Genomic DNA, 21,838 nt, shown 5'->3' with positions numbered 1-21,838 from the left:
CCGGGTGGCGGCTATGCCTCACCCGGCCTGTGAGATCGGCTCGTAGGCCGGGTGAGGCGTAGCGCCATCAGGCAATTCACTGCGGCCACTCCCACACTTTTGACGGCGTCACCACCGCAGGCAGCGGGATATCCCACTCTTCGACAGGCAACTTTTCCACTAACTGACAATCGTGCGCATAACCCACCGGTTGGATCTTATGCTGTCGCCAGTTCTGCAACGTTCTGTCGTAGAACCCGCCGCCCATTCCCAGACGCTGGCCGTCTTCGTCGAAAGCGACTAACGGTGTGACCAGCACATCTAACTGAGAGAGCGGCAGCACGTCACGCACGTCCAGCTTCGGTTCCTGAATTTTCAGACGATTCATCACCAGCGAGCTTTGCGGATGATAATGCAGAAACAGTAAATTGCCGGGGCTGAACGGATGGAGAACCGGTAAATACACGCGTTTTCCCGCGCGCCAGAGCTGCTCAATCAAGGGTTGCGTGTCCAGCTCGCCATCGAATGAAAGAAACACCGCGACGGTGTGGGCAAGAACCACGGGAGGATAAGCAAGCATTCTGGTGGCGGCCTGTTGACCGAACGCGGTTTGCTGTTGAGACGTCAGCGTACGGCGACGTTGCCGAATCATCTGGCGGATTTCTTGTCGGGATAAAAGAAGTTCAGGAAGTTGCGTCATGGCTGTCGCCAGGTAGAAGGGGAATCTCCGAGATGCCGCCGCAGGCTGTAACCCTTGAACCCTTGGTTCAAGGTGAATGCGTCGTCACGGTTTTAAGGCTTCTCGGACTAGCCGAGCATGCTCACCAACCATGGAGCGCCACATTCTTGTGGTATGAAATATCGGCTCAGGGGACTGGCCCGCTTGCAAACATCTCAGAGAAATTTTGTCTTCACGGTCACTCTACCATAGTAAACCGAAAAGTGTTATTCAAAGTTTTGGCCCGTTTTTTCGGTTATGCGACCCTGATCAAGCAACGCCTGTTCAATGGTCTGTTGAAGCATCCGAATTCGTTGTTCCATGCTCGCCGCGTAGTCGCGGGTCTTCGCTTTTTCCTGAGTTAATTCATAGCTGATGTTCAATGCGGCAATGAAAACCAGCTGCTCAGTATTTGTGACTCTAGTGCGAACTTTTAGATCTTGCAACCGCTGATTCAGATCGTCCGCAGCCTGATTCAACGCATCCCTTTGTTCAGGCGGGCAATTCACGCGGAGTGAACGGCCAAAAATTTGGATATCGACGGGTTGTGCAGACATGCCACCTTCCTGCTGATTGACTGCGCTGCCTTCGCCTCCAGACCCTGGGTCGGCGAAGGGGCGACACTATAGCTACCCCGGTGTGAAGATACAAGCCCTTTTCTGGTTCACCAGGGTCCAAAGTGGTAGCATATCATGAATATCCTCCCTTTGATGACGAATGCTTATGTCTATACAGAACGAAATGCCTGGTTACAACGAAATGAACCAGTTTTTGAACCAACAGGGGACGGGGTTAACCCCGGCCGAAATGCACGGTTTGATCAGTGGGATGATTTGCGGCGGCAACAACGACAGCTCATGGCAGCCGCTGTTGCACGACCTGACGAACGAGGGGCTGGCATTTGGTCACGAACTGGCGCAGGCGCTGCGTAAAATGCACGCGGCAACCAGCGACGCGCTGGAAGACGACGGCTTCCTTTTTCAGCTTTTTCTGCCTGAAGGCGACGAGGTGAGCGTGTTCGATCGCGCTGATGCGCTGGCCGGCTGGGTTAACCACTTTTTACTGGGGCTTGGCGTCACGCAGCCTAAGCTGGATAAAGTGACCGGCGAAACCGGTGAAGCCATTGACGATCTGCGCAACATCGCCCAGCTCGGTTATGACGAAGACGAAGATCAGGAAGAGCTGGAGATGTCGCTCGAAGAGATCATCGAATATGTGCGGGTTGCGGCGCTGCTGTGCCACGACACCTTTACGCGTCAGCAGCCGACGGCGCCGGAAGTCCAGAAACCGACTCTGCACTAAGAACGTAAACGCAATGGAGAGTGTTATGAGCGATATATCTCAGCAGGAGTATCAGCGTCGCCGCCAGGTATTACTGGCGCAAATGCAGCCGGGCAGCGCCGCGTTGATTTTTGCAGCTCAGGAAGCCACGCGCAGCGCGGACAGTGAATATCCGTATCGCCAGAGCAGTGATTTCTGGTATTTCACCGGTTTTAACGAGCCGGAAGCGGTGCTGGTGCTGATTAAAAGTGATGACACTCATAACCACAGCGTTTTGTTTAACCGCGTTCGCGATCTGACGGCGGAGATCTGGTTTGGCCGCCGCCTGGGGCAGGACGCCGCGCCGGAAAAACTGGGCGTGGATCGCGCGCTGGCATTCAGCGAAATCAACCAGCAGCTTTATCAGCTACTCAATGGCCTTGACGTGGTTTACCACGCGCAGGGCGAATATGCGTATGCCGACGAGATTGTTTTCGCCGCGCTGGATAAACTGCGTAAAGGTTCCCGACAGAACCTGACTGCACCGGCGACGATGACCGACTGGCGGCCAATGGTGCACGAGATGCGCCTGTTTAAATCGCCGGAAGAGATTGCCGTCATGCGTCGCGCGGGCGAGATCAGCGCGCTGGCGCATACCCGCGCAATGAAAAAATGCCGTCCGGGGATGTTCGAATATCAACTGGAAGGTGAAATTCACCACGAGTTTAACCGTCACGGCGCGCGCTATCCGTCTTATAACACCATTGTTGGCAGCGGTGAGAACGGCTGCATCCTCCACTACACTGAAAATGAAAGCGAAATGCGCGACGGCGATCTGGTGTTGATCGACGCCGGATGCGAATACAAAGGTTATGCTGGCGACATTACGCGTACTTTCCCGGTGAACGGCAAATTTACGCCCGCCCAGCGCGAAATCTACGATATCGTGCTGGCGTCGCTGGAAACCAGCTTACGGCTGTTTCGCCCGGGAACGTCTATCCAGGAGGTCACGGGAGAAGTGGTGCGCATCATGATCGCGGGGCTGGTGAATCTGGGCATTTTGCAGGGTGACGTGGAGCAGTTGATCGCGGAAAACGCCCATCGTCCATTCTTTATGCATGGTCTTAGCCACTGGCTGGGGCTGGATGTACACGATGTTGGCGTTTACGGGCAGGATCGCTCCCGCGTGCTGGAGCCGGGCATGGTGCTCACCGTTGAGCCGGGTCTGTACATCGCGCCGGACGCCGACGTGCCGGAAGCGTATCGCGGCATCGGCATCCGTATTGAAGATGACATCGTCATTACGGAAACGGGCAACGAAAACCTGACCGCCAGCGTGGTGAAAAAGGCGGACGATATTGAAGCCTTAATGGCGGCGGCGCGTCAGCTATGAGCGTGATTATTGTTGGCGGCGGTATGGTGGGCGCGACGCTGGCGCTGGCCCTTTCTCAGCTTAGCCACGGCAAACTGGCCGTGCACCTGATTGAAGCAAGCGCGCCTGAAGCTGCCGCGCATCCCGGGTTCGACGCCCGGGCGATCGCGCTGGCGGCAGGCACCTGTCAGCAACTGGCGCGGATTGGCGTCTGGCAGGCGATTGCTGATTGCGCAACGGCGATCAACACGGTACATGTCAGCGATCGCGGCCATGCCGGTTTTGTCACTCTGGACGCGCAGGATTACAGCATCGCTGCGTTGGGGCAGGTTGTGGAGCTGCATGATGTCGGTCAGCGACTGTTTGCGCTGTTGCGCAAAGCGCCGGGCGTGACGCTGCATTGCCCGGATCGCGTTGCCAGCGTGGCGCGAACGCAAGAAAAGGTGAATGTCACTCTGGAAAACGGTGACGTGATTTCTGGTCATGTCGTGGTGGCGGCCGACGGTACGCACTCCGCTCTGGCGACCGCCTGCGGCGTGGACTGGCAGCAGCAGCCTTATGAACAACTGGCGGTGATCGCCAACGTTGCGACCGCTACCCTGCATGACGGACGTGCGTTTGAACGCTTTACCCAACACGGCCCGCTGGCGATGTTGCCGATGTCCGAAGGTCGCTGTTCGCTGGTGTGGTGCCATCCGCTTGAACAGCGCGATGAGATCATGCGCTGGTCGGATGAACGTTTTTGCCATGAGCTACAGTCGGCGTTTGGCTGGCGGCTGGGACGAATCACCCATGCGGGTAAGCGCAGCGCTTATCCGTTAGCGCTCACCACGGCGGCCAAAGCGATAACCCATCGCACCGTGCTGGTCGGCAATGCGGCGCAGACGCTGCATCCTATCGCCGGGCAAGGGTTTAACCTGGGGCTGCGCGATGTGATGAGCCTTGCCGAAACGCTGGTGCAGGCGCATGAGTCTGGGGCAGACGTCGGCGAGTACGGCGTGCTTTCTGAGTACCAGTCGCGCCGTCAGGCTGACAGAGAGGCGACGGTTGGCATAACGGATAGCCTGGTGCATCTGTTTGCTAACCGCTGGGCGCCGCTGGTTGCCGGGCGCAACGTCGGCTTAATGGCGATGGAGTTATTGCCTCCCCTTCGCGACACGTTGGCAAAACGGACGTTGGGCTGGGTCGCACGATAATTCACCGGTAGGTCGGAATAAAGAAGTAGGCCTGATTAGCGCAGCGCCATCAGGCAATGCCGCGGAAGTAATGTAATGCCGGATAGTGGCTTTGCCTTATCCGGCCTACGGTTTTTGATTGTCCTATTTTCAGGAGTACACAGTGCAAAGTGTTGATGTAGCCATTGTTGGCGGAGGCATGGTAGGCCTGGCTGTCGCCTGCGGTTTGCAGGGCAGCGGTTTACGCGTTGCCGTTCTGGAACAGCGCGTTCCACAGCCGCTGGCGAGCGACGCTCCCCCGGCATTACGCGTGTCGGCTATCAATGCCGCCAGTGAAAAACTGCTTACGCGTCTTGGGGTCTGGTCAGACATTCTTGCTCGCCGCGCAAGCTGCTACCACGGTATGGAAGTCTGGGATAAAGACAGCTTTGGCCGCATTGAGTTTGATGACAAAAGCATGGGATACAGCCACCTGGGGCACATCATTGAAAATTCGGTGATCCACTACGCGCTATGGCAAAAGGCGCAGCAGTCAGCGGATATTACCCTGATGGCGCCGGCTGAATTGCAGCAGGTCGCCTGGGGAGAAAATGAAACCTTCCTGACCCTGAAAGATGGCGCGATGCTGACGGCAAGGCTGGTGATTGGCGCAGACGGCGCGAACTCCTGGCTGCGCAACAAAGCGGATATTCCGCTGACCTTCTGGGATTACCGTCATCATGCGCTGGTGGCGACCATCCGCACCGAAGAGGCGCACGGCGCCGTTGCGCGTCAGGCGTTTCATGGCGAAGGCATCCTGGCGTTCCTGCCATTAAGCGATCCGCATCTGTGTTCCATTGTCTGGTCGCTGTCTCCGCAGGACGCTGAGCATATGCAGCAGGCGAGTGAGGATGCGTTCAATCGGGCGCTGAACGTCGCGTTTGATAACCGCCTCGGCTTATGCCTCGTTGAGAGCGAACGCCAGGTGTTCCCGCTGACGGGACGCTATGCGCGTCAGTTTGCCGCACACCGGCTGGCGCTGGTGGGCGACGCCGCACATACCATCCATCCGCTGGCGGGGCAGGGGGTGAACCTCGGCTTTATGGACGCCGCAGAGTTGATCGATGAACTCAAACGTCTGCAACGCCAGGGCAAAGACATTGGTCAATACCTCTATTTGCGTCGCTACGAGCGCAGCCGTAAGCACAGCGCCGCGATGATGCTGGCAGGTATGCAAGGTTTTCGCGAACTGTTTGCCGGAGAGAACCCGGCGAAGAAATTGCTGCGCGATATTGGTCTGAAACTGGCCGATACTCTTCCGGGCGTAAAACCGCAACTGATTCGTCAGGCGATGGGATTGAACGATCTGCCTGAGTGGCTCCGCTAAGCATTTCCCTCCTGCTTCTGAGAGTTTGAAACCCGTCACATTTTCCTCTCCCGGCCTTCGCGCCGGGACGCTTTCCTCATTTGAAATAATCTAATTTCACCTCTCTTTTCGCATTAGTTTTTTTAATATTACGATTTTCAACTATCGTCATTTTTGACATTTTTTCCACATTTAATATGGGTGTGTGCGGGATGGTTACGTATTTTATTATCGTTTATGGAGGTGGTTTGTTTATTTTGTGGTTTTTTATGCTGAGGTGGGTTTGGCGTTTTTTGGTCATAAGCTAATGTGATGGTTAATTTTGCCTTATGGTTTAGCGTCTGCTTCGGTGGTAAGTTCAGGTAAAAGAGAACGTTTGCGTCGAAGCCCTGGAGTGGCTGCGACGCCGGGTTTCGTGGCGAAGATTTCACCATGAAATGGTTGTAAGCCCCGCTTATTCAATGAGGACAAGATGGCTCAACAGACTCCTTTATACGAACAACACACGCTTTGTGGCGCGCGCATGGTGGATTTCCATGGCTGGATGATGCCGCTGCACTATGGTTCTCAACTTGATGAGCACCATGCAGTTCGCACTGATGCCGGTATGTTTGATGTGTCGCATATGACCATCGTCGATCTACGCGGCAGCCGCACCCGGGAGTTTTTGCGTTATCTGCTGGCGAATGACGTGGCGAAACTCACAAAGACCGGTAAAGCCCTCTACTCTGGCATGCTCAATGCCTCGGGCGGCGTGATAGATGACCTGATTGTCTATTACTTCACTGAAGATTTCTTCCGCCTCGTTGTAAACTCCGCCACCCGCGAAAAAGACCTCTCCTGGATTACCCAACACGCCGAACCTTACGCCATCGACATCACCGTTCGTGACGACCTGTCGCTGATTGCGGTACAGGGGCCGAATGCGCAGGCGAAAGCGGCCACGCTGTTTACTGAAGAACAGCGCAAGGCGGTGGAAGGCATGAAACCGTTCTTTGGCGTGCAGGCGGGCGATCTGTTTATTGCAACAACCGGTTATACCGGCGAAGCAGGCTATGAAATTGCGATGCCAAACGAAAAGGCGGCGGATTTCTGGCGTGCGCTGGTGGAATCCGGCGTGAAGCCGTGTGGCCTGGGCGCGCGCGATACGCTGCGTCTGGAAGCGGGTATGAACCTGTATGGTCAGGAGATGGATGAAGGCGTCTCTCCGCTGGCGGCGAACATGGGCTGGACCATCGCCTGGGAACCGGCCGATCGCGATTTTATTGGTCGCGAGGCGCTGGAAGTCCAGCGTGAAAAAGGCACCGAACAACTGGTGGGTCTGGTTATGACCGAGAAAGGCGTACTGCGTAACGAACTGCCGGTACGCTTTACCGATGCCCAGGGGAATCAGCTGGAAGGCGTTATCACCAGCGGCACTTTCTCTCCAACGCTGGGCTACAGCATTGCGCTGGCGCGCGTTCCGGCGGGTATTGGCGAGACGGCGATCGTGCAGATCCGCAATCGCGAAATGCCAGTAAAAGTCACTAAACCTGTTTTTGTGCGTAACGGCAAAGCCGTCGCGTGATTCATCCTTTTTTGGAGATTTATTGATGAGCAACGTACCTGTAGAACTGAAATACAGCAAAGAACACGAATGGCTGCGCAAAGAAGCAGACGGTACTTACACGGTTGGCATCACGGAACACGCTCAGGAATTGCTGGGCGATATGGTTTTTGTCGATCTGCCAGACGTCGGCGCCACCGTTGCGGCGGGCGATGACTGCGCGGTAGCAGAATCGGTAAAAGCCGCTTCTGACATTTATGCGCCGGTGAGCGGTGAGATTGTGGCGGTAAACGACGCGCTCAGCGACTCCCCTGAACTGGTCAACAGCGAGCCGTATGCGGGTGGCTGGATCTTCAAAATCAAAGCCAGCGACGAAAGCGAAATCGACTCGCTGCTGGATGCAACCGCATACGAAGCATTGTTAGAAGACGAATAAATACGCTTCATCCTTCACGCAGCAGGTGTGTTGGCTTCCTCGCTCACCCCAGTCACTTACTTAGGTAAGCTCCTGGGGGTTCTCTGCGTCGCCGCCGTCCTGCAACGTGAATGATTTTGCGTATTCGTTTTCGCACGCGTAGGCCCGGTAAGCGTTAGCGCCACCGGGCAATTAAGCCAGAGACAATCACGATTCACTGCACGTTTCAGGAACCATCGCCCATGACACAGACGCTAAGCCAGCTTGAAAACAGCGGCGCTTTCATTGAACGCCACATTGGACCGGACGCCGCACAGCAGCAAGAGATGCTGAATACCGTTGGCGCCGAGTCGTTAAACGCGCTGATCGGCCAGATTGTGCCGAAAGACATTCAGCTTGCCACGCCGCCGCAGGTAGGTGAAGCGGCGACGGAATACGCCGCGCTGGCCGAATTAAAAGCGATTGCCGGTCGCAACAAGCGCTTCACGTCTTACATTGGCATGGGTTATACCGCGGTGCAGCTGCCGCCGGTTATCCTGCGCAATATGCTGGAAAATCCGGGCTGGTACACCGCGTATACGCCTTATCAGCCGGAAGTTTCGCAGGGGCGTCTGGAAGCGCTGCTGAATTTCCAGCAGGTGACGCTGGATCTGACCGGGCTGGATATGGCCTCTGCTTCGTTGCTGGATGAAGCAACCGCTGCCGCAGAAGCGATGGCGATGGCAAAACGCATCAGTAAACTGAAAAACGCCAACCGCTTCTTTGTCGCCTCTGACGTTCACCCGCAAACGCTGGACGTCGTGCGCACCCGCGCGGAGACCTTCGGTTTTGATGTGATCGTCGATGACGCGGAAAAAGTGCTGGATCACCAGGATGTGTTCGGCGTGCTGTTGCAGCAGGTTGGCACCACCGGTGAAGTCCACGACTACAGCGCGCTGATTAGCGAACTGAAATCACGTAAAGTTATCGTCAGCGTAGCCGCCGATTTTATGGCGCTGGTGCTGCTGACGGCGCCGGGTAAACAGGGTGCGGACATTGTGTTCGGCTCTGCGCAACGCTTCGGCGTACCGATGGGCTACGGCGGCCCACACGCGGCGTTCTTTGCCGCCAAAGATGAATTCAAACGCTCCATGCCGGGCCGTATTATCGGCGTATCGAAAGATGCGGCGGGCAATACCGCACTGCGCATGGCGATGCAGACTCGCGAACAGCATATCCGTCGCGAGAAAGCGAACTCCAATATTTGTACTTCGCAGGTGCTGCTGGCCAACATCGCCAGCCTGTATGCTGTTTATCACGGTCCGGTTGGGCTGAAGCGCATTGCTAATCGCATTCACCGCCTGACCGACATTCTGGCGGCGGGCCTGCAACAAAAAGGGCTGAAACTGCGCCATGCGCATTACTTCGACACCCTGTGCGTAGAGGTGGCCGATAAAGCCGCCGTCCTGGCGCGCGCGGAGGTCGCAGAGATCAACCTGCGCAGCGACATCCACAATGCTGTCGGCATCACGCTGGATGAAACGACAACCCGCGAAAACGTGCTGCAACTGTTCTCTGTACTGCTGGGCGACGACCACGGTCTGAACATTGATACGCTGGATAAAGACGTGGCGCACGATAGCCGCTCTATCCAGGAGAGTATGCTGCGTGATGACGCGATCCTGACGCACCCGGTGTTCAACCGTTACCACAGCGAAACGGAGATGATGCGCTACATGCACTCGCTGGAGCGTAAAGATCTGGCGCTGAACCAGGCAATGATCCCGCTGGGTTCCTGTACCATGAAGCTGAACGCGGCGGCGGAGATGATCCCCATCACCTGGCCGGAATTTGCGGAACTGCATCCGTTCTGCCCGGCAGAGCAGGCGGAAGGGTATCATCAGATGATCAACCAGCTTTCTGACTGGCTGGTGAAACTGACGGGCTATGATGCCGTGTGTATGCAGCCGAACTCCGGCGCGCAGGGCGAATACGCGGGCCTGTTGGCGATTCGTCATTATCACGAAAGTCGCAACGACGGTCATCGCGATATCTGTCTGATCCCGGCCTCCGCTCACGGCACCAACCCGGCTTCCGCACAGATGGCGGGTATGCAGGTGGTGGTGGTCGCATGCGATAAGAACGGCAACATCGATCTGGCGGATCTGCGCGCTAAAGCCGAGCAGGCGGGTGACAATCTCTCTTGCATCATGGTGACTTACCCATCCACCCACGGCGTGTACGAAGAAACCATTCGTGAGGTGTGCGAGATCGTGCATCAGTTCGGCGGCCAGGTATACCTCGATGGCGCAAACATGAACGCGCAGGTTGGCATTACCTCTCCGGGCTTCATCGGCGCGGATGTTTCACACCTCAACCTGCATAAAACCTTCTGCATTCCGCACGGCGGCGGCGGCCCGGGTATGGGGCCGATCGGCGTGAAATCACATCTGGCGCCGTTTGTTCCGGGTCACAGCGTGGTGCAGATCGAAGGGATGCTGACCCGTCAGGGCGCGGTGTCCGCCGCACCGTTCGGCAGCGCATCCATTCTGCCGATCAGCTGGATGTACATCCGCATGATGGGCGCGGAAGGGCTGAAGCAGGCGAGCCAGGTGGCGATTCTGAACGCCAACTATATCGCCAGCCGCCTGAAAGACGCGTATCCGGTGCTGTATACCGGTCGCGATGGCCGCGTGGCGCACGAGTGTATTCTCGACATCCGCCCGCTGAAAGAAGAAACCGGCATCAGCGAACTGGATATTGCCAAGCGTTTGATCGACTACGGCTTCCACGCGCCGACCATGTCGTTCCCGGTGGCGGGAACGTTGATGGTTGAACCGACGGAATCTGAAAGCAAGATGGAACTGGATCGCTTTATCAATGCGATGCTGGCGATTCGTGCGGAAATCGATCGCGTGAAAGCCGGTGAGTGGCCGCTGGAGGATAACCCGCTGGTTAACGCGCCGCACACGCAGAATGAGCTGGTCGCGGAGTGGAACCACGGATACAGCCGTGAAGTCGCGGTGTTCCCGGCGGGGGTAGCGAACAAGTACTGGCCGACCGTGAAACGCCTTGATGACGTTTACGGCGACCGTAACCTGTTCTGCTCCTGCGTACCGATGAGCGAATATCAGTAATCTCTCTGCCATGCTGTAGGCCGGGTAAGCGCAAGCGCTACCCGGCTTTTTTTTATTCGGAGACAGAACTTGTCGGCCGGATAAGGTATTAGCCGCCATCCGGCAAAAAATTACAGCTTCTCGCCGTTGCTGGCGATAACCTCTTTATACCAGGTAAAACTTTTCTTCCGCGAGCGCGACATATCGCCGCTACCGTCGTCATGCTTGTTCACGTAAATAAAACCGTAACGCTTGCTGTATTGTCCGGTCGTGAATGACACGCAGTCGATGCAGCCCCACGGCGTATAGCCCATCAGATCCACACCATCATACGTCACCGCTTTCATCATCTCTTCTACGTGAGCACGCAGATAGTCGATGCGGTAATCGTCGTTGATGCTGCCGTCTTCTTCCACTTTGTCGTAGGCGCCAAACCCATTTTCCACAATAAACAGCGGCTTCTGATAGCGTTCATACAGCTCGCACAGGGAATAACGCAGGCCGACCGGGTCAATCTGCCAGCCCCAGTCGGAAGCTTTGACGTGCGGATTCGGCACGCTGCCCTCGAAGCCGGAAATGGCATCGCCGCTACCGCCTTCCGCTTTTACTGCGTTAGTCATGTAATAGCTGAAGCCAAGGTAATCGCAGGTGCCTTCGCGCAGAATCTCCGCGTCGCCAGCGTCCATGTTGATGTTAAAGCCGCGACGTTCCCATTCGTTCAGTACATAAGACGGGTAGTAGCCGCGTAGCTGAACGTCGGTAAACACATAGCGCTCGCGCATGGATTCCTGCGCGAACATGACATCTTCTGGCTTACAGGAAAACGGATAGAGCGCGACCATCGCCAGCATACAGCCGACCTTCATCTCCGGGTTGATGCGGCGTGCCGCCTTCACCGCCAGCGCGCTGGCGACGAACTGGTGATGCAGCACCTGATACATGGTTTCTTCCGGGTTTTCATGCTCGGTATACACCACGCCGGAACAGCAGTAGCCAAACAGCGGCGCGCGCCAGTTGCGCTGGTTGTTGATCTCGTTGAAGGTCATCCAGTATTTGACTTTGTGCTTGTAGCGCTCAAATACCACCTCCGCGAAGCGGACGAAGAAATCCACCACTTTACGGTTGGTCCAGCCGCCGTATTGCTGTACCAGATGCAGCGGCATTTCAAAGTGGGAGAGGGTGATGACCGGTTCGATGTTGTATCTGAGCAACTCATCGAACATATCATCGTAGAATTTCAGCCCTTCTTCGTTCGGTTGCGTCTCGTCACCCTGCGGGAAAATGCGGGTCCAGGCGATAGAGGTGCGAAAGCATTTAAACCCCATCTCGGCGAACAGCTTAATGTCTTCTTTATAGTGACCATAAAAATCGACCGCTTCATGGTTCGGATAATATTTACCCGCTACGACTTGTCGGGTGATTTCACGCGGTACGCCATGCGCTCCGCCGGTCAGCACATCACAGATGCTCGGCCCTTTGCCGCCTTTGTTCCAGCCGCCTTCAACCTGATGAGCGGCAACTGCGCCGCCCCATAAGAAATCTTTTGGTAAGGTGAGTTTTTTCATTGTTGCTCAATCTCAAATTAATACAATCTGATTTTGAGTCTAACAAAGGAAGGCAAAAAGTCACGATATAACAAAATAGCGTTGGTGTAATTTGTTACGCCCAAAAAACAAATTGTTTTTTTACGCTAATTTTTTCGCCAGCTTACGGCCTAATGATTCAAGAATATAGATAACGGGGATCTGCGTTGTAATATCATAAACGCCGGCAATACGGGTTTGTGGTACATGCCAGGAGAGATTAAAATCAGCCAGCTTTGCCAGCGCCGAGTGTTCATGGCTGGTAATCGACAGCACTTTGCAGTTGTGCAGGCTGAACTGGCTGGCAAAGCGCAGGATCTCCGCAGTCTCTCCCGATACTGAAAGCACAATCGCCAGCGCGTTTTTTGCCATGTCGTTGGTGACCGGAAAATAAGGATCGTCAATATGATTACTGAATTTCCCGACGTTAGAGAAAAAACGTGCGCCATATTTTGCCAGCGCGCCGGAAGTTCCTGCGCCGACAAATATAATACGTTCGGAAGATAAAATGATATCGACAGCCTGATCGAGTAATTTATCAAACTCATCGTTATTGACGCTTTTAAAGAAACTGATAATTTCGCTGGCGCCAAAATTAGCCTGTTGCGGCTCATCCTGCTCTAAATATAATTTAAAGCGCACGCGGAATTCAGAGTAGCCGTCACAGTGAAGTTTGCGACAAAAGCGCAGTACGGTGGTGGTGGAAACGCCCACGGCATCAGCCAGTTCGCGAATGGTCATGTACATGACTTTGTCACGGTTTTTGATGACATAGTTGTAGACCAGCATCTCAAGATTGTTGAGACTGGCGATGGCAGCGTGGGAGAACATACTCACAATGGCAAAACTCACTCATCAGACTTCATCTACAGGGAATAATAACATGCAGCCAAATGACATCACTTTTTTTCAGCGTTTCCAGGATGACATTCTGGCCGGACGCAAAACTATCACCATTCGTGACGAGTCCGAATCACACTTCAAAGTCGGGGATATTCTACGGGTTGGACGCTTCGAAGATGAGGGTTACTTCTGCACAATTGAGGTTGTTGGCACTTCAACCGTCACGCTGGAGACGCTGACGGAAAAACATGCCCGGCAGGAAAACATGACGCTTGAAGAGCTTAAACATGTGATTGCCGGGATTTACCCGGATCAGACGCAATTTTATGTGATTGATTTTAAATGCCTTTGATTTTAATGAACAACTGTTAGTTGAAAAATAAGTTTCAACATCATGATTTTCAAAGATTAATCTTAAGTTGATATTTATTTTAGCTAACAGGTGTTCACTGGAACCATTCTCAGTTACGCTAGGAACGCTATCACGATTGTGAACGTTCTTTGGAGTAAGCTATGGTTCAGAAACCATTAATCGCACAGGGATATTCGCTGGCAGAGGAAATTGCCAATAGCATCAGCCACGGTATTGGGTTGGTGTTTGGTATTGTCGGTCTGGTGCTGTTACTGGTTCAGGCGGTAGACGCGAATGCCAGTGCAACGGCCATTACCAGCTACAGCCTGTACGGCGGCAGCATGATCCTGCTGTTTCTTGCTTCAACCCTCTACCACGCGATTCCGCATCAACGGGCGAAGATCTGGCTGAAAAAATTCGACCACTGCGCTATCTATCTGCTGATTGCCGGAACCTATACGCCGTTTTTGCTGGTGGGGCTGGATTCGCCGCTGGCGCGTGGGCTGATGATTGTCATCTGGAGCCTGGCGCTGCTCGGTATTTTATTCAAGCTGACTATTGCCCACCGGTTTAAGGTTCTCTCGCTGGTAACGTATTTAACGATGGGGTGGCTGTCGCTGATTGTGGTTTATCAACTGGCGATCAAACTGGCGGCGGGAGGCGTGACGCTGCTGGCGGTCGGCGGCGTGGTCTATTCGCTAGGCGTGATTTTCTACGTCTGCAAACGCATTCCCTATAACCATGCAATCTGGCACGGGTTTGTGCTGGGCGGCAGCGTGTGCCACTTTCTGGCGATCTATCTGTATGTAGGGCAGGTCTGACACACTGTTGCCGGATGGCGGCTACGCCTTATCCGGCCTACGAGGGATGGGGCCTGAAACCCAACTGCCGGATGGCGGCTAATACCTTATCCGGCCTGCATGGCGCACTGAACCGTAGGCCTGATAAGCGCAGCGCCATCAGGCGTTATTCTTTTCACTCTTCCAGCGAATAGGGCAGCGGTACGATGTGCAGAGTATTCGCATCATCGCGTACGCGAAATACGCTGTCAGCTTCCATATCGTTGTTCATGACCACCTGCACCAGAATCTGGCCGTCATCCAGTTGCACTGCCGCAAGAACGGTGCCGGTACGACGCCAGTTCTCACCCATCTGCAACTCCAGATCTTCTCCGGTTTCCGGTACGCGGCTGGCTTTACCCGCCAGAGACCAGAGCGCGCGTTTGTTCGCACCGCGGAATTTTGCCCGGGCGACCATCTCCTGCCCGCTGTAGCAGCCTTTCTTAAAGCTGATGCCGCCCAGCGCCTGTAGGTTGGTTGCCTGCGGTATAAATTGCCCGCTGTTCGCGGAGTCAATGACCGGAATGCCCGCTTCAATATCCAGCGCCAGCCACTGCTGGCTGTTGTTCAGCGCCGCTTCGCCACGCAGTTTTTCAGTCAGGGATTCAGCCGTGGCGACATCCGTAATCAGCAGAAAACGTTCCGCCGGATGTTCAAACCAAAGCAGGGTGGACGCTCCTTCGCTCACGACCTGTTTTTCGCTGTTCGGTAACTCGCTAAAGATATTCGCCAGCGCTGCGCGAGCCTGAAAACCAGCGATACCGAGCAGAACACGCTCATCGTCAGGCGCGATCGCGACTTTAGAGAACACGGCGTATTTTTTCAGCTCGGTCAGTTGGGCCTCGCGCAGACTGCGGCGTTCGAGCCAGGCAAAACCGTCGCCGTCGCGGAACAGACGCAGGTTGCTCCACATCTTCCCTTTTGCATCGCAATGGGCGACCAGTAAGTGTTGCTGTTCGGTAAGCTGGTTGACGTCCGCGGTGACCTGACCTTGCATATACTTCTCGCTGTCGGTGCCGGTGATCGAGGCCAGCGCCCAGTCATCGAGAGTGATCAGCGTCAGAGGCAAACGGGCTGACGCGGACGGTTGACGAGGAGGAAAAGGTGTAAAAGCCATAATAATGTCCTGATTTGCTTAACGCAGTAATAGTGACTAATGGTAAAAGAGCTATAGCCCATTGCAAGCGGTTTAAACATCCCATTTGTGCCTTATCGCCCGCTTTGCGAGGCGCGATGCAAAATCGATGAACCCTTTGACTTAATGTGGTTTTATTTGCCGATCATGCTTCCGTTTATGGAGATTCCCGTAAAAGAACATGAAAAACACGTTACAATAGCCGGGTACTTCATTTTCGCGAGACAGGAAGAAGAACATGGATATTAATAACAAAGCACGTATTCATTGGGCATGCCGTCGCGGTATGCGTGAGCTCGACATTTCTATCATGCCGTTTTTCGAACATGAGTACGATAACTTAAGCGATGAAGAAAAATGCATCTTTGTTCGTTTGCTGGAATGCGACGATCCTGATTTATTTAACTGGTTGATGAACCACGGTAAACCGGGGGATGCAGAACTGGAACAAATGGTGAAACTCATCCAGACACGGAATCGGGAACGTGGTCCTGTGGCAATCTGATTTACGCGTCTCCTGGCGCGCACAATGGCTCTCTTTGCTCATTCATGGGCTTGTCGCCGCATTGGTTTTATTGATGCCCTGGCCATTGAGCTACACGCCGCTCTGGCTGATATTGCTTTCGCTGGTGGTGTTCGACTGTGTGCGCAGTCAGCGGCGGATTAATACCCGGCAGGGCGAAATTAAACTGCTGATGGATGGGCGTTTACGTTGGCAAGGGCAAGACTGGACGATTCAGGGGCCGCCTTGGATGCTTAAAACCGGCATGATGCTGCGTTTGCGCGCCGACAGCGGGAAGCGTCAGCATTTGTGGCTGGCGGCAGACAGCATGGATGACGCCGAGTGGCGGGATTTACGGCGGTTAATGTTGCAACAGGCGACGCAGGGGTAACGCCAACGAAGGCCTGATGGCGCGCAGCTTTAAGGCCTACGGTTCGGTGCGCCATGCAGGCCGGACAGGGCGTTCACGCCGCTATCCGGCAAAACGGTCAGCAGGAATAGTGCTCTGCCATCTCACCGAGAATTTGCTCGCACCAGGCCTGGATGCGCTCATCGCTGAGATCGTACTGGTTGGTTTCATCCAGCGCCAGGCCGACAAAAAGTTGCCCATCGGCAATGACCGGTTTCGGGCTGGTGAACTCATAGCCTTCGGTAGGCCAGTAGCCGACAAATTTAACGCCTTTGGTGACAAGTTTGTCATGCAGCATACCCAGCGCATCCAGGAACCACTCGCCGTAGCCTAACTGGTCGCCCATGCCGTAGAGCGCGACAATTTTGCCTTCCAGCTTGAGATCGTCCAGTTGATTCCAGACGGCTTCCCAGTCTTCCTGTATTTCACCAAAATCCCAGGTCGGAATGCCTAAAATGAGCACATCGTACTGCTCCATTAAGGTCGGAGAGTCATCCTTGAGGTTGTGTAATGTGACCAGTTCCGGGCCAATAATGTCGCGAATTTTTTCCGCTGCCATTTCGGTATAGCAGGTGCTGGAACCATAAAAAAGGCCGATATTCATGACGTACTGCTCTCGATTCTTGCGATGACGATGCGGCTAGTGTACCAGAAAGGCGTCGGCTTCAGGCATAATGGCGTTGATTTAACACGCAGAGGGGCCCGAGATGGATAAGGATCTGGCGCGTATCGAGCAGTTTCTCGATGCCCTGTGGCTGGAGCGTAATCTGGCGGAAAATACGCTGAGCGCGTATCGGCGCGACTTGTCGATGGTGGTCGAATGGTTGCATCATCGTGGAAAAACGTTGGCGACGGTGCAGAGCGATGATTTACAAACGCTGCTGGCGGAACGTATGGATGGCGGGTATAAAGCCACCAGTTCCGCACGGTTGTTGAGCGCCACGCGGCGCTTCTTTCAGCATCTGTACCGTGAAAAATTTCGTGAGGACGATCCGAGCGCGCAGCTCGCGTCGCCCAAACTTCCGCAGCGTTTGCCAAAAGATCTCAGCGAAGCACAAGTTGAGAGATTATTACAGTCGCCAGTTGTTGACCAACCGCTGGAATTACGCGACAAAGCAATGCTGGAAGTGCTGTATGCGACGGGCCTGCGCGTTTCTGAGCTGGTCGGGCTGACCATGAGCGATATCAGCCTGCGCCAGGGCGTCGTGCGGGTTATCGGTAAAGGCAATAAAGAACGTCTGGTGCCGTTGGGCGAAGAGGCGGTGTACTGGCTGGAGACGTATCTGGAGCACGGGCGCCCGTGGCTGTTGAACGGCGTGTCGATTGACGTTTTATTTCCCAGCCAGCGGGCGCAACAAATGACGCGTCAGACCTTCTGGCACCGCATTAAACACTATGCCGTGCTGGCGGGAATCGACAGCGAAAAGCTGTCGCCGCACGTTTTGCGTCACGCTTTCGCCACCCATTTGCTGAATCATGGCGCTGACTTACGCGTTGTACAGATGCTGCTTGGGCATAGCGATCTCTCGACCACACAAATTTATACTCATGTCGCAACGGAGCGCTTGCGTCAACTTCATCAACAGCATCACCCGCGAGCGTGAGTGCTGACAGGAAAGGATAGGTTATGAAAAAACGTTTTATGATGTTCACCCTGCTGGCGGCGGCATTTTCGGGAATGGTTCATGCGGACGATGCAGCCATTCGCCAGTCGCTGACTAAGCTGGGCGTGCAGAGCACGGAAATTCAACCCGCGCCGGTTGCAGGCATGAAAACCGTGCTGACCAACAGCGGTGTGCTGTACGTCACCGACGATGGTAAGCATATTATTCAGGGGCCGATGTATGACGTCAGCGGCGCGTCGCCGGTAAATGTCACCAATCAGTTGCTGATGAAACACCTGAATGCGCTGGAAAAAGAGATGATTGTTTACAAAGCGCCGCAGGAAAAACATGTCATCACCATCTTTACCGATATCACCTGCGGCTACTGTCACAAGCTGCATGAAGAGATGAAAGACTATAACGCGCTGGGGATTACCGTGCGTTATCTGGCCTTCCCGCGCCAGGGGCTGGAAAGCCAGGCCGAGCAGGATATGAAGTCCATCTGGTGCGCGAAAGACCGAAACAAAGCCTTTGATGAGGCGATGGCGGGCAAAGGCGTGAAAGCCGCCACCTGCGATATCGATATCGCCAATCATTATGCGCTGGGCGTGCAGTTCGGCGTGAGCGGCACGCCAGCGATTGTGCTGAGCAACGGCTATGTGGTGCCTGGCTATCAGGGGCCGAAAGAGATGAAGGCGTTCCTTGACGCGCACCAGAAACAGACCAGCGGTAAATAATTCGCGTGAAACAACAGATACAACTTCGTCGGCGTGAGGCCGACGAGACAGCTGAGCTGCCAGCCGATCTGCCGCCGCTGCTGCGCCGTTTATACGCCAGCCGGGGCGTACGCAGCGCGCAGGAGCTGGAGCGCAGCGTAAAAGGGATGCTGCCGTGGCAGCAGCTTAGCGGCGTCGAAAAGGCGGTTGAGATCCTCTATAACGCGTTTCGCGAGGGGACTCGCATCGTCGTCGTGGGCGATTTTGACGCGGATGGCGCCACCAGTACGGCGCTTAGCGTCCTCGGTATGCGTTCGCTGGGCTGTAACAATATCAGCTACCTGGTGCCAAACCGTTTTGAAGACGGCTACGGATTAAGCCCGGAAGTGGTCGATCAGGCGCATGCTCGCGGCGCGCAGATGATTGTGACGGTGGATAACGGTATCTCTTCTCATACCGGTGTGGAACATGCCAGAGCGTTGGGGATTCCGGTGGTGGTGACCGATCACCACCTGCCGGGCGATACGCTACCTGACGCAGAAGCCATCATTAACCCGAATCTGCGAGATTGCGATTTCCCGTCGAAGTCGCTGGCAGGCGTTGGCGTGGCGTTTTATCTGATGCTGGCGCTGCGCACTTTCCTGCGTGATAAAGGCTGGTTTGATGAGCGTGGCATTACGCCGCCGAATCTGGCGGAACTGCTCGACCTGGTCGCGTTAGGCACGGTGGCGGACGTGGTGCCGCTGGACGCCAATAACCGCATCCTGACGTGGCAGGGGTTGAGCCGTATCCGCGCCGGGAAATGTCGCCCAGGCATTAAGGCGCTGCTTGAGGTGTCGAACCGCGATCCGCAGAAGCTGGCGGCCAGCGATTTAGGCTTTGCGCTGGGGCCGCGTCTGAATGCCGCAGGGCGGCTGGATGATATGTCCGTCGGCGTGGCGTTGCTGCTGTGTGATAACATCGGCGAAGCGCGGGTGCTGGCGAATGAACTGGATGCGCTGAACCAGACGCGTAAAGAGATCGAACAGGGGATGCAGGCGGAAGCGCTGACCCTGTGCGAGAAACTGGAACGCAGCCGTGAAACGCTGCCTGGCGGCCTGGCGATGTACCATCCAGAATGGCATCAGGGCGTGGTCGGCATTCTGGCTTCGCGCATTAAAGAGCGCTTCCATCGCCCGGTGATTGCCTTTGCGCCCGCCGGTGACGGTACGCTGAAAGGTTCCGGTCGTTCCATTCAGGGGCTGCATATGCGCGATGCGCTGGAGCGTCTGGATACGCTGTATCCGGGGATGATGCTCAAATTCGGCGGCCATGCGATGGCGGCAGGATTGTCGCTGGAAGAGGCGCAGTTTGAACATTTCCAGCAGCGTTTTGGCGAGCTGGTGACCGAATGGCTCGACCCATCTCTGCTACAGGGCGAAGTGGTTTCTGATGGCCCGCTGAGCGTGGCTGAGATGACGATGGAAGTGGCGCAACTGCTGCGTGACGCAGGGCCGTGGGGGCAGATGTTCCCGGAACCGCTGTTTGACGGACGTTTTCGCCTGTTGCAGCAGCGGCTGGTCGGCGAACGCCACCTGAAAGTGATGGTCGAACCGGTTGGCGGCGGCCCGCTGCTGGACGGCATTGCGTTTAACGTTGATACCGCCTGCTGGCCGGATAACGGCGTACGCGAAGTTCAGCTTGCCTATAAGCTTGATATCAACGAGTTTCGCGGCAACCGTAGCCTACAGCTGATCATTGATCACCTCTGGCCAAATTGACAACAGTATATTAATGAGAGCGCGAATCCGGTAGAATTCCGCTCTTATCACTGCATTTTGACTAGTCCAATAAAAGAAATCAGACCATGTTTGAAATTAACCCGGTAAATAACCGCATTCAGGACCTCACGGAACGCTCTGACGTTCTTAGGGGGTATCTTTGACTACGATGCCAAGAAAGAGCGTCTGGAAGAAGTAAACGCCGAGCTGGAACAGCCGGATGTCTGGAACGAACCCGAACGCGCGCAGGCGCTGGGCAAAGAGCGTTCCTCCCTTGAAGCGATTGTCGACACCCTCGACCAAATGACTCAGGGTCTGGAAGATGTTTCCGGGCTGCTGGAGCTGGCTGTAGAAGCCGACGACGAAGAAACCTTTAACGAAGCCGTAGCTGAACTCGATACGCTGGAAGAAAAGCTGGCGCAGCTGGAATTCCGTCGTATGTTCTCCGGTGAGTATGACAGCGCGGATTGCTACCTCGATATTCAGGCAGGTTCCGGCGGTACTGAAGCGCAGGACTGGGCAAGCATGCTGGAGCGTATGTATCTGCGCTGGGCAGAAGCGCGCGGCTTTAAAACCGAAATTATTGAAGAGTCTGAAGGTGAAGTCGCGGGGATCAAATCCGTCACCATCAAGATTTCCGGCGAATACGCCTATGGCTGGCTGCGTACCGAAACCGGCGTTCATCGCCTGGTGCGTAAGAGCCCGTTCGATTCCGGCGGTCGTCGTCATACCTCGTTCAGCTCCGCGTTCGTCTACCCGGAAGTTGACGATGATATTGATATCGAGATCAACCCGGCAGACCTGCGTATCGACGTTTATCGCGCATCCGGCGCGGGCGGTCAGCACGTTAACCGTACAGAATCTGCGGTACGTATTACGCACATCCCGACCGGGATTGTGACGCAGTGCCAGAACGACCGTTCCCAGCACAAAAACAAAGACCAGGCCATGAAGCAGATGAAAGCGAAGCTTTATGAACTGGAGATGCAGAAGAAAAATGCCGAGAAACAGGCGATGGAAGATAACAAATCCGACATCGGCTGGGGCAGCCAGATTCGTTCTTATGTCCTTGATGACTCCCGCATTAAAGACTTGCGTACCGGGGTTGAGACCCGCAACACGCAGGCGGTGCTGGATGGCAGCCTGGATCAATTTATCGAAGCAAGTTTGAAAGCAGGGTTATGAGGAAC

The 21,838-nt window shown here is 55.1% G+C and carries 21 protein-coding genes and 1 other RNA gene; 15 read left to right on the top strand and 7 right to left on the bottom strand.

Features of this window, described 5'->3' with window-relative positions; genetic code table 11:
- Window positions 1-76 precede the first annotated feature (76 nt).
- From CKO_RS18250 to zapA, 3 genes are all read right to left on the bottom strand, one after another.
- Window positions 77-679 carry a 5-formyltetrahydrofolate cyclo-ligase gene (locus CKO_RS18250; RefSeq protein ID WP_047461402.1) on the bottom strand — a complete coding sequence of 201 codons (603 nt, stop codon included), beginning with the start codon at window positions 677-679 and terminating at the stop codon, window positions 77-79.
- A 20-nt stretch (window positions 680-699) separates the two neighbouring features.
- Window positions 700-883, bottom strand: a non-coding RNA gene (gene ssrS / locus CKO_RS22750) — 6S RNA.
- Between the two features lie 41 nt (window positions 884-924).
- On the bottom strand, window positions 925-1,254 hold the full coding sequence (gene zapA, locus CKO_RS18245; protein WP_006686880.1) for a cell division protein ZapA: 330 nt from the start codon (window positions 1,252-1,254) through the stop codon (window positions 925-927).
- 166 nt (window positions 1,255-1,420) lie between these two features.
- Here zapA and ygfB point away from each other — a divergent pair, with 166 nt between their 5' ends.
- The 7 genes from ygfB (at window position 1,421) to gcvP (ending at window position 10,926) form a co-directional block, all read left to right on the top strand.
- A complete protein-coding gene (gene ygfB / locus CKO_RS18240; RefSeq protein ID WP_024130926.1) occupies window positions 1,421-1,999 on the top strand; it encodes a UPF0149 family protein YgfB in 579 nt (192 codons plus the stop codon).
- A 25-nt stretch (window positions 2,000-2,024) separates the two neighbouring features.
- Window positions 2,025-3,350, top strand: coding sequence for a Xaa-Pro aminopeptidase (gene pepP / locus CKO_RS18235; protein ID WP_024130925.1), 1,326 nt, complete (start codon window positions 2,025-2,027; stop codon window positions 3,348-3,350).
- On the top strand, window positions 3,347-4,525 hold the full coding sequence (gene ubiH, locus CKO_RS18230; protein ID WP_012135014.1) for a 2-octaprenyl-6-methoxyphenyl hydroxylase: 1,179 nt from the start codon (window positions 3,347-3,349) through the stop codon (window positions 4,523-4,525). Before pepP ends, ubiH begins: the two co-directional genes overlap by 4 nt.
- A 142-nt stretch (window positions 4,526-4,667) precedes the next feature.
- Window positions 4,668-5,870 (top strand): FAD-dependent 2-octaprenylphenol hydroxylase, encoded by a 1,203-nt coding sequence (gene ubiI / locus CKO_RS18225; protein WP_024130924.1) that lies wholly within the window; start codon window positions 4,668-4,670, stop codon window positions 5,868-5,870.
- A 451-nt stretch (window positions 5,871-6,321) separates the two neighbouring features.
- Window positions 6,322-7,416 carry a glycine cleavage system aminomethyltransferase GcvT gene (gcvT, locus tag CKO_RS18220; RefSeq protein WP_012135011.1) on the top strand — a complete coding sequence of 365 codons (1,095 nt, stop codon included), beginning with the start codon at window positions 6,322-6,324 and terminating at the stop codon, window positions 7,414-7,416.
- 25 nt (window positions 7,417-7,441) lie between these two features.
- Window positions 7,442-7,831 carry a glycine cleavage system protein GcvH gene (gene gcvH, locus CKO_RS18215; protein ID WP_012135010.1) on the top strand — a complete coding sequence of 130 codons (390 nt, stop codon included), beginning with the start codon at window positions 7,442-7,444 and terminating at the stop codon, window positions 7,829-7,831.
- 221 nt (window positions 7,832-8,052) lie between these two features.
- Window positions 8,053-10,926 (top strand): aminomethyl-transferring glycine dehydrogenase, encoded by a 2,874-nt coding sequence (gene gcvP / locus CKO_RS18210; RefSeq protein WP_012135008.1) that lies wholly within the window; start codon window positions 8,053-8,055, stop codon window positions 10,924-10,926.
- 110 nt (window positions 10,927-11,036) lie between these two features.
- On the opposite strand, the gene bglA is transcribed toward gcvP, so the two are convergent.
- Window positions 11,037-12,470 carry a 6-phospho-beta-glucosidase BglA gene (bglA, locus tag CKO_RS18205; RefSeq protein ID WP_012135007.1) on the bottom strand — a complete coding sequence of 478 codons (1,434 nt, stop codon included), beginning with the start codon at window positions 12,468-12,470 and terminating at the stop codon, window positions 11,037-11,039.
- A 120-nt stretch (window positions 12,471-12,590) separates the two neighbouring features.
- Entirely contained in the window at window positions 12,591-13,319 is a 729-nt protein-coding gene (locus CKO_RS18200; RefSeq protein WP_012135006.1) for a MurR/RpiR family transcriptional regulator, read from the bottom strand.
- Window positions 13,320-13,371: 52 nt separating this feature from the next.
- Here CKO_RS18200 and yqfB point away from each other — a divergent pair, with 52 nt between their 5' ends.
- A complete protein-coding gene (yqfB, locus tag CKO_RS18195; RefSeq protein ID WP_012135005.1) occupies window positions 13,372-13,683 on the top strand; it encodes a N(4)-acetylcytidine aminohydrolase in 312 nt (103 codons plus the stop codon).
- A gap of 161 nt (window positions 13,684-13,844) precedes the next feature.
- Entirely contained in the window at window positions 13,845-14,504 is a 660-nt protein-coding gene (trhA, locus tag CKO_RS18190) for a PAQR family membrane homeostasis protein TrhA (RefSeq protein ID WP_012135004.1), read from the top strand.
- Between the two features lie 154 nt (window positions 14,505-14,658).
- Here the strand turns inward: trhA and ygfZ are convergent, their stop codons facing one another.
- On the bottom strand, window positions 14,659-15,639 hold the full coding sequence (gene ygfZ, locus CKO_RS18185; protein ID WP_024130923.1) for a tRNA-modifying protein YgfZ: 981 nt from the start codon (window positions 15,637-15,639) through the stop codon (window positions 14,659-14,661).
- Between the two features lie 256 nt (window positions 15,640-15,895).
- On the opposite strand from ygfZ, the gene sdhE reads away from it, so the two are divergent.
- Both sdhE and CKO_RS18175 read left to right on the top strand, forming a co-directional pair.
- On the top strand, window positions 15,896-16,162 hold the full coding sequence (gene sdhE, locus CKO_RS18180) for an FAD assembly factor SdhE (RefSeq protein WP_024130922.1): 267 nt from the start codon (window positions 15,896-15,898) through the stop codon (window positions 16,160-16,162).
- Complete coding sequence (locus tag CKO_RS18175; RefSeq protein WP_024130921.1) at window positions 16,143-16,550, top strand: protein YgfX; 408 nt, start codon at window positions 16,143-16,145, stop codon at window positions 16,548-16,550. The genes sdhE and CKO_RS18175 overlap by 20 nt, the downstream gene beginning before the upstream one ends.
- Before the next feature lie 97 nt (window positions 16,551-16,647).
- On the opposite strand, the gene fldB is transcribed toward CKO_RS18175, so the two are convergent.
- A complete protein-coding gene (gene fldB, locus CKO_RS18170) occupies window positions 16,648-17,172 on the bottom strand; it encodes a flavodoxin FldB (RefSeq protein ID WP_012134999.1) in 525 nt (174 codons plus the stop codon).
- Between the two features lie 103 nt (window positions 17,173-17,275).
- Between fldB and xerD the strand changes: the two genes are divergently transcribed.
- The 4 genes from xerD to prfB all read left to right on the top strand — a co-directional run bounded on the left by xerD (window position 17,276) and on the right by prfB (window position 21,833).
- A complete protein-coding gene (gene xerD / locus CKO_RS18165; RefSeq protein WP_012134998.1) occupies window positions 17,276-18,172 on the top strand; it encodes a site-specific tyrosine recombinase XerD in 897 nt (298 codons plus the stop codon).
- A gap of 23 nt (window positions 18,173-18,195) precedes the next feature.
- Window positions 18,196-18,909: a bifunctional protein-disulfide isomerase/oxidoreductase DsbC gene (gene dsbC, locus CKO_RS18160; protein ID WP_012134997.1), complete on the top strand. Its 714-nt coding sequence runs from the start codon at window positions 18,196-18,198 to the stop codon at window positions 18,907-18,909.
- A 5-nt stretch (window positions 18,910-18,914) separates the two neighbouring features.
- Window positions 18,915-20,648 (top strand): single-stranded-DNA-specific exonuclease RecJ, encoded by a 1,734-nt coding sequence (gene recJ, locus CKO_RS18155; RefSeq protein ID WP_012134996.1) that lies wholly within the window; start codon window positions 18,915-18,917, stop codon window positions 20,646-20,648.
- A gap of 86 nt (window positions 20,649-20,734) precedes the next feature.
- Window positions 20,735-21,833 (top strand): peptide chain release factor 2 gene (prfB, locus tag CKO_RS18150; protein ID WP_096753903.1). Its coding sequence is split into 2 segments (ribosomal slippage): window positions 20,735-20,809 and window positions 20,811-21,833, totalling 1,098 coding nucleotides; the frame shifts between segments, so codons are not numbered across the junction.
- Window positions 21,834-21,838 lie beyond the last annotated feature (5 nt).

Origin of the sequence: Citrobacter koseri ATCC BAA-895 (assembly GCF_000018045.1) — a bacterium.
Taxonomy (GTDB): Bacteria; Pseudomonadota; Gammaproteobacteria; order Enterobacterales; family Enterobacteriaceae; genus Citrobacter_B; species Citrobacter_B koseri.
This window is presented reverse-complemented; position numbering and strand designations above follow the sequence as displayed.

Coding starts and splice junctions, on each gene's coding strand:
- CKO_RS18250 (WP_047461402.1), bottom strand. CDS start 679: ATGACGCAACTTCCTGAACTTCTTTTATCCCGACAAGAAATCCGCCAG.
- zapA (WP_006686880.1), bottom strand. CDS start 1,254: ATGTCTGCACAACCCGTCGATATCCAAATTTTTGGCCGTTCACTCCGC.
- ygfB (WP_024130926.1), top strand. CDS start 1,421: ATGTCTATACAGAACGAAATGCCTGGTTACAACGAAATGAACCAGTTT.
- pepP (WP_024130925.1), top strand. CDS start 2,025: ATGAGCGATATATCTCAGCAGGAGTATCAGCGTCGCCGCCAGGTATTA.
- ubiH (WP_012135014.1), top strand. CDS start 3,347: ATGAGCGTGATTATTGTTGGCGGCGGTATGGTGGGCGCGACGCTGGCG.
- gcvT (WP_012135011.1), top strand. CDS start 6,322: ATGGCTCAACAGACTCCTTTATACGAACAACACACGCTTTGTGGCGCG.
- gcvH (WP_012135010.1), top strand. CDS start 7,442: ATGAGCAACGTACCTGTAGAACTGAAATACAGCAAAGAACACGAATGG.
- gcvP (WP_012135008.1), top strand. CDS start 8,053: ATGACACAGACGCTAAGCCAGCTTGAAAACAGCGGCGCTTTCATTGAA.
- bglA (WP_012135007.1), bottom strand. CDS start 12,470: ATGAAAAAACTCACCTTACCAAAAGATTTCTTATGGGGCGGCGCAGTT.
- CKO_RS18200 (WP_012135006.1), bottom strand. CDS start 13,319: ATGTTCTCCCACGCTGCCATCGCCAGTCTCAACAATCTTGAGATGCTG.
- yqfB (WP_012135005.1), top strand. CDS start 13,372: ATGCAGCCAAATGACATCACTTTTTTTCAGCGTTTCCAGGATGACATT.
- trhA (WP_012135004.1), top strand. CDS start 13,845: ATGGTTCAGAAACCATTAATCGCACAGGGATATTCGCTGGCAGAGGAA.
- ygfZ (WP_024130923.1), bottom strand. CDS start 15,639: ATGGCTTTTACACCTTTTCCTCCTCGTCAACCGTCCGCGTCAGCCCGT.
- sdhE (WP_024130922.1), top strand. CDS start 15,896: ATGGATATTAATAACAAAGCACGTATTCATTGGGCATGCCGTCGCGGT.
- fldB (WP_012134999.1), bottom strand. CDS start 17,172: ATGAATATCGGCCTTTTTTATGGTTCCAGCACCTGCTATACCGAAATG.
- xerD (WP_012134998.1), top strand. CDS start 17,276: ATGGATAAGGATCTGGCGCGTATCGAGCAGTTTCTCGATGCCCTGTGG.
- dsbC (WP_012134997.1), top strand. CDS start 18,196: ATGAAAAAACGTTTTATGATGTTCACCCTGCTGGCGGCGGCATTTTCG.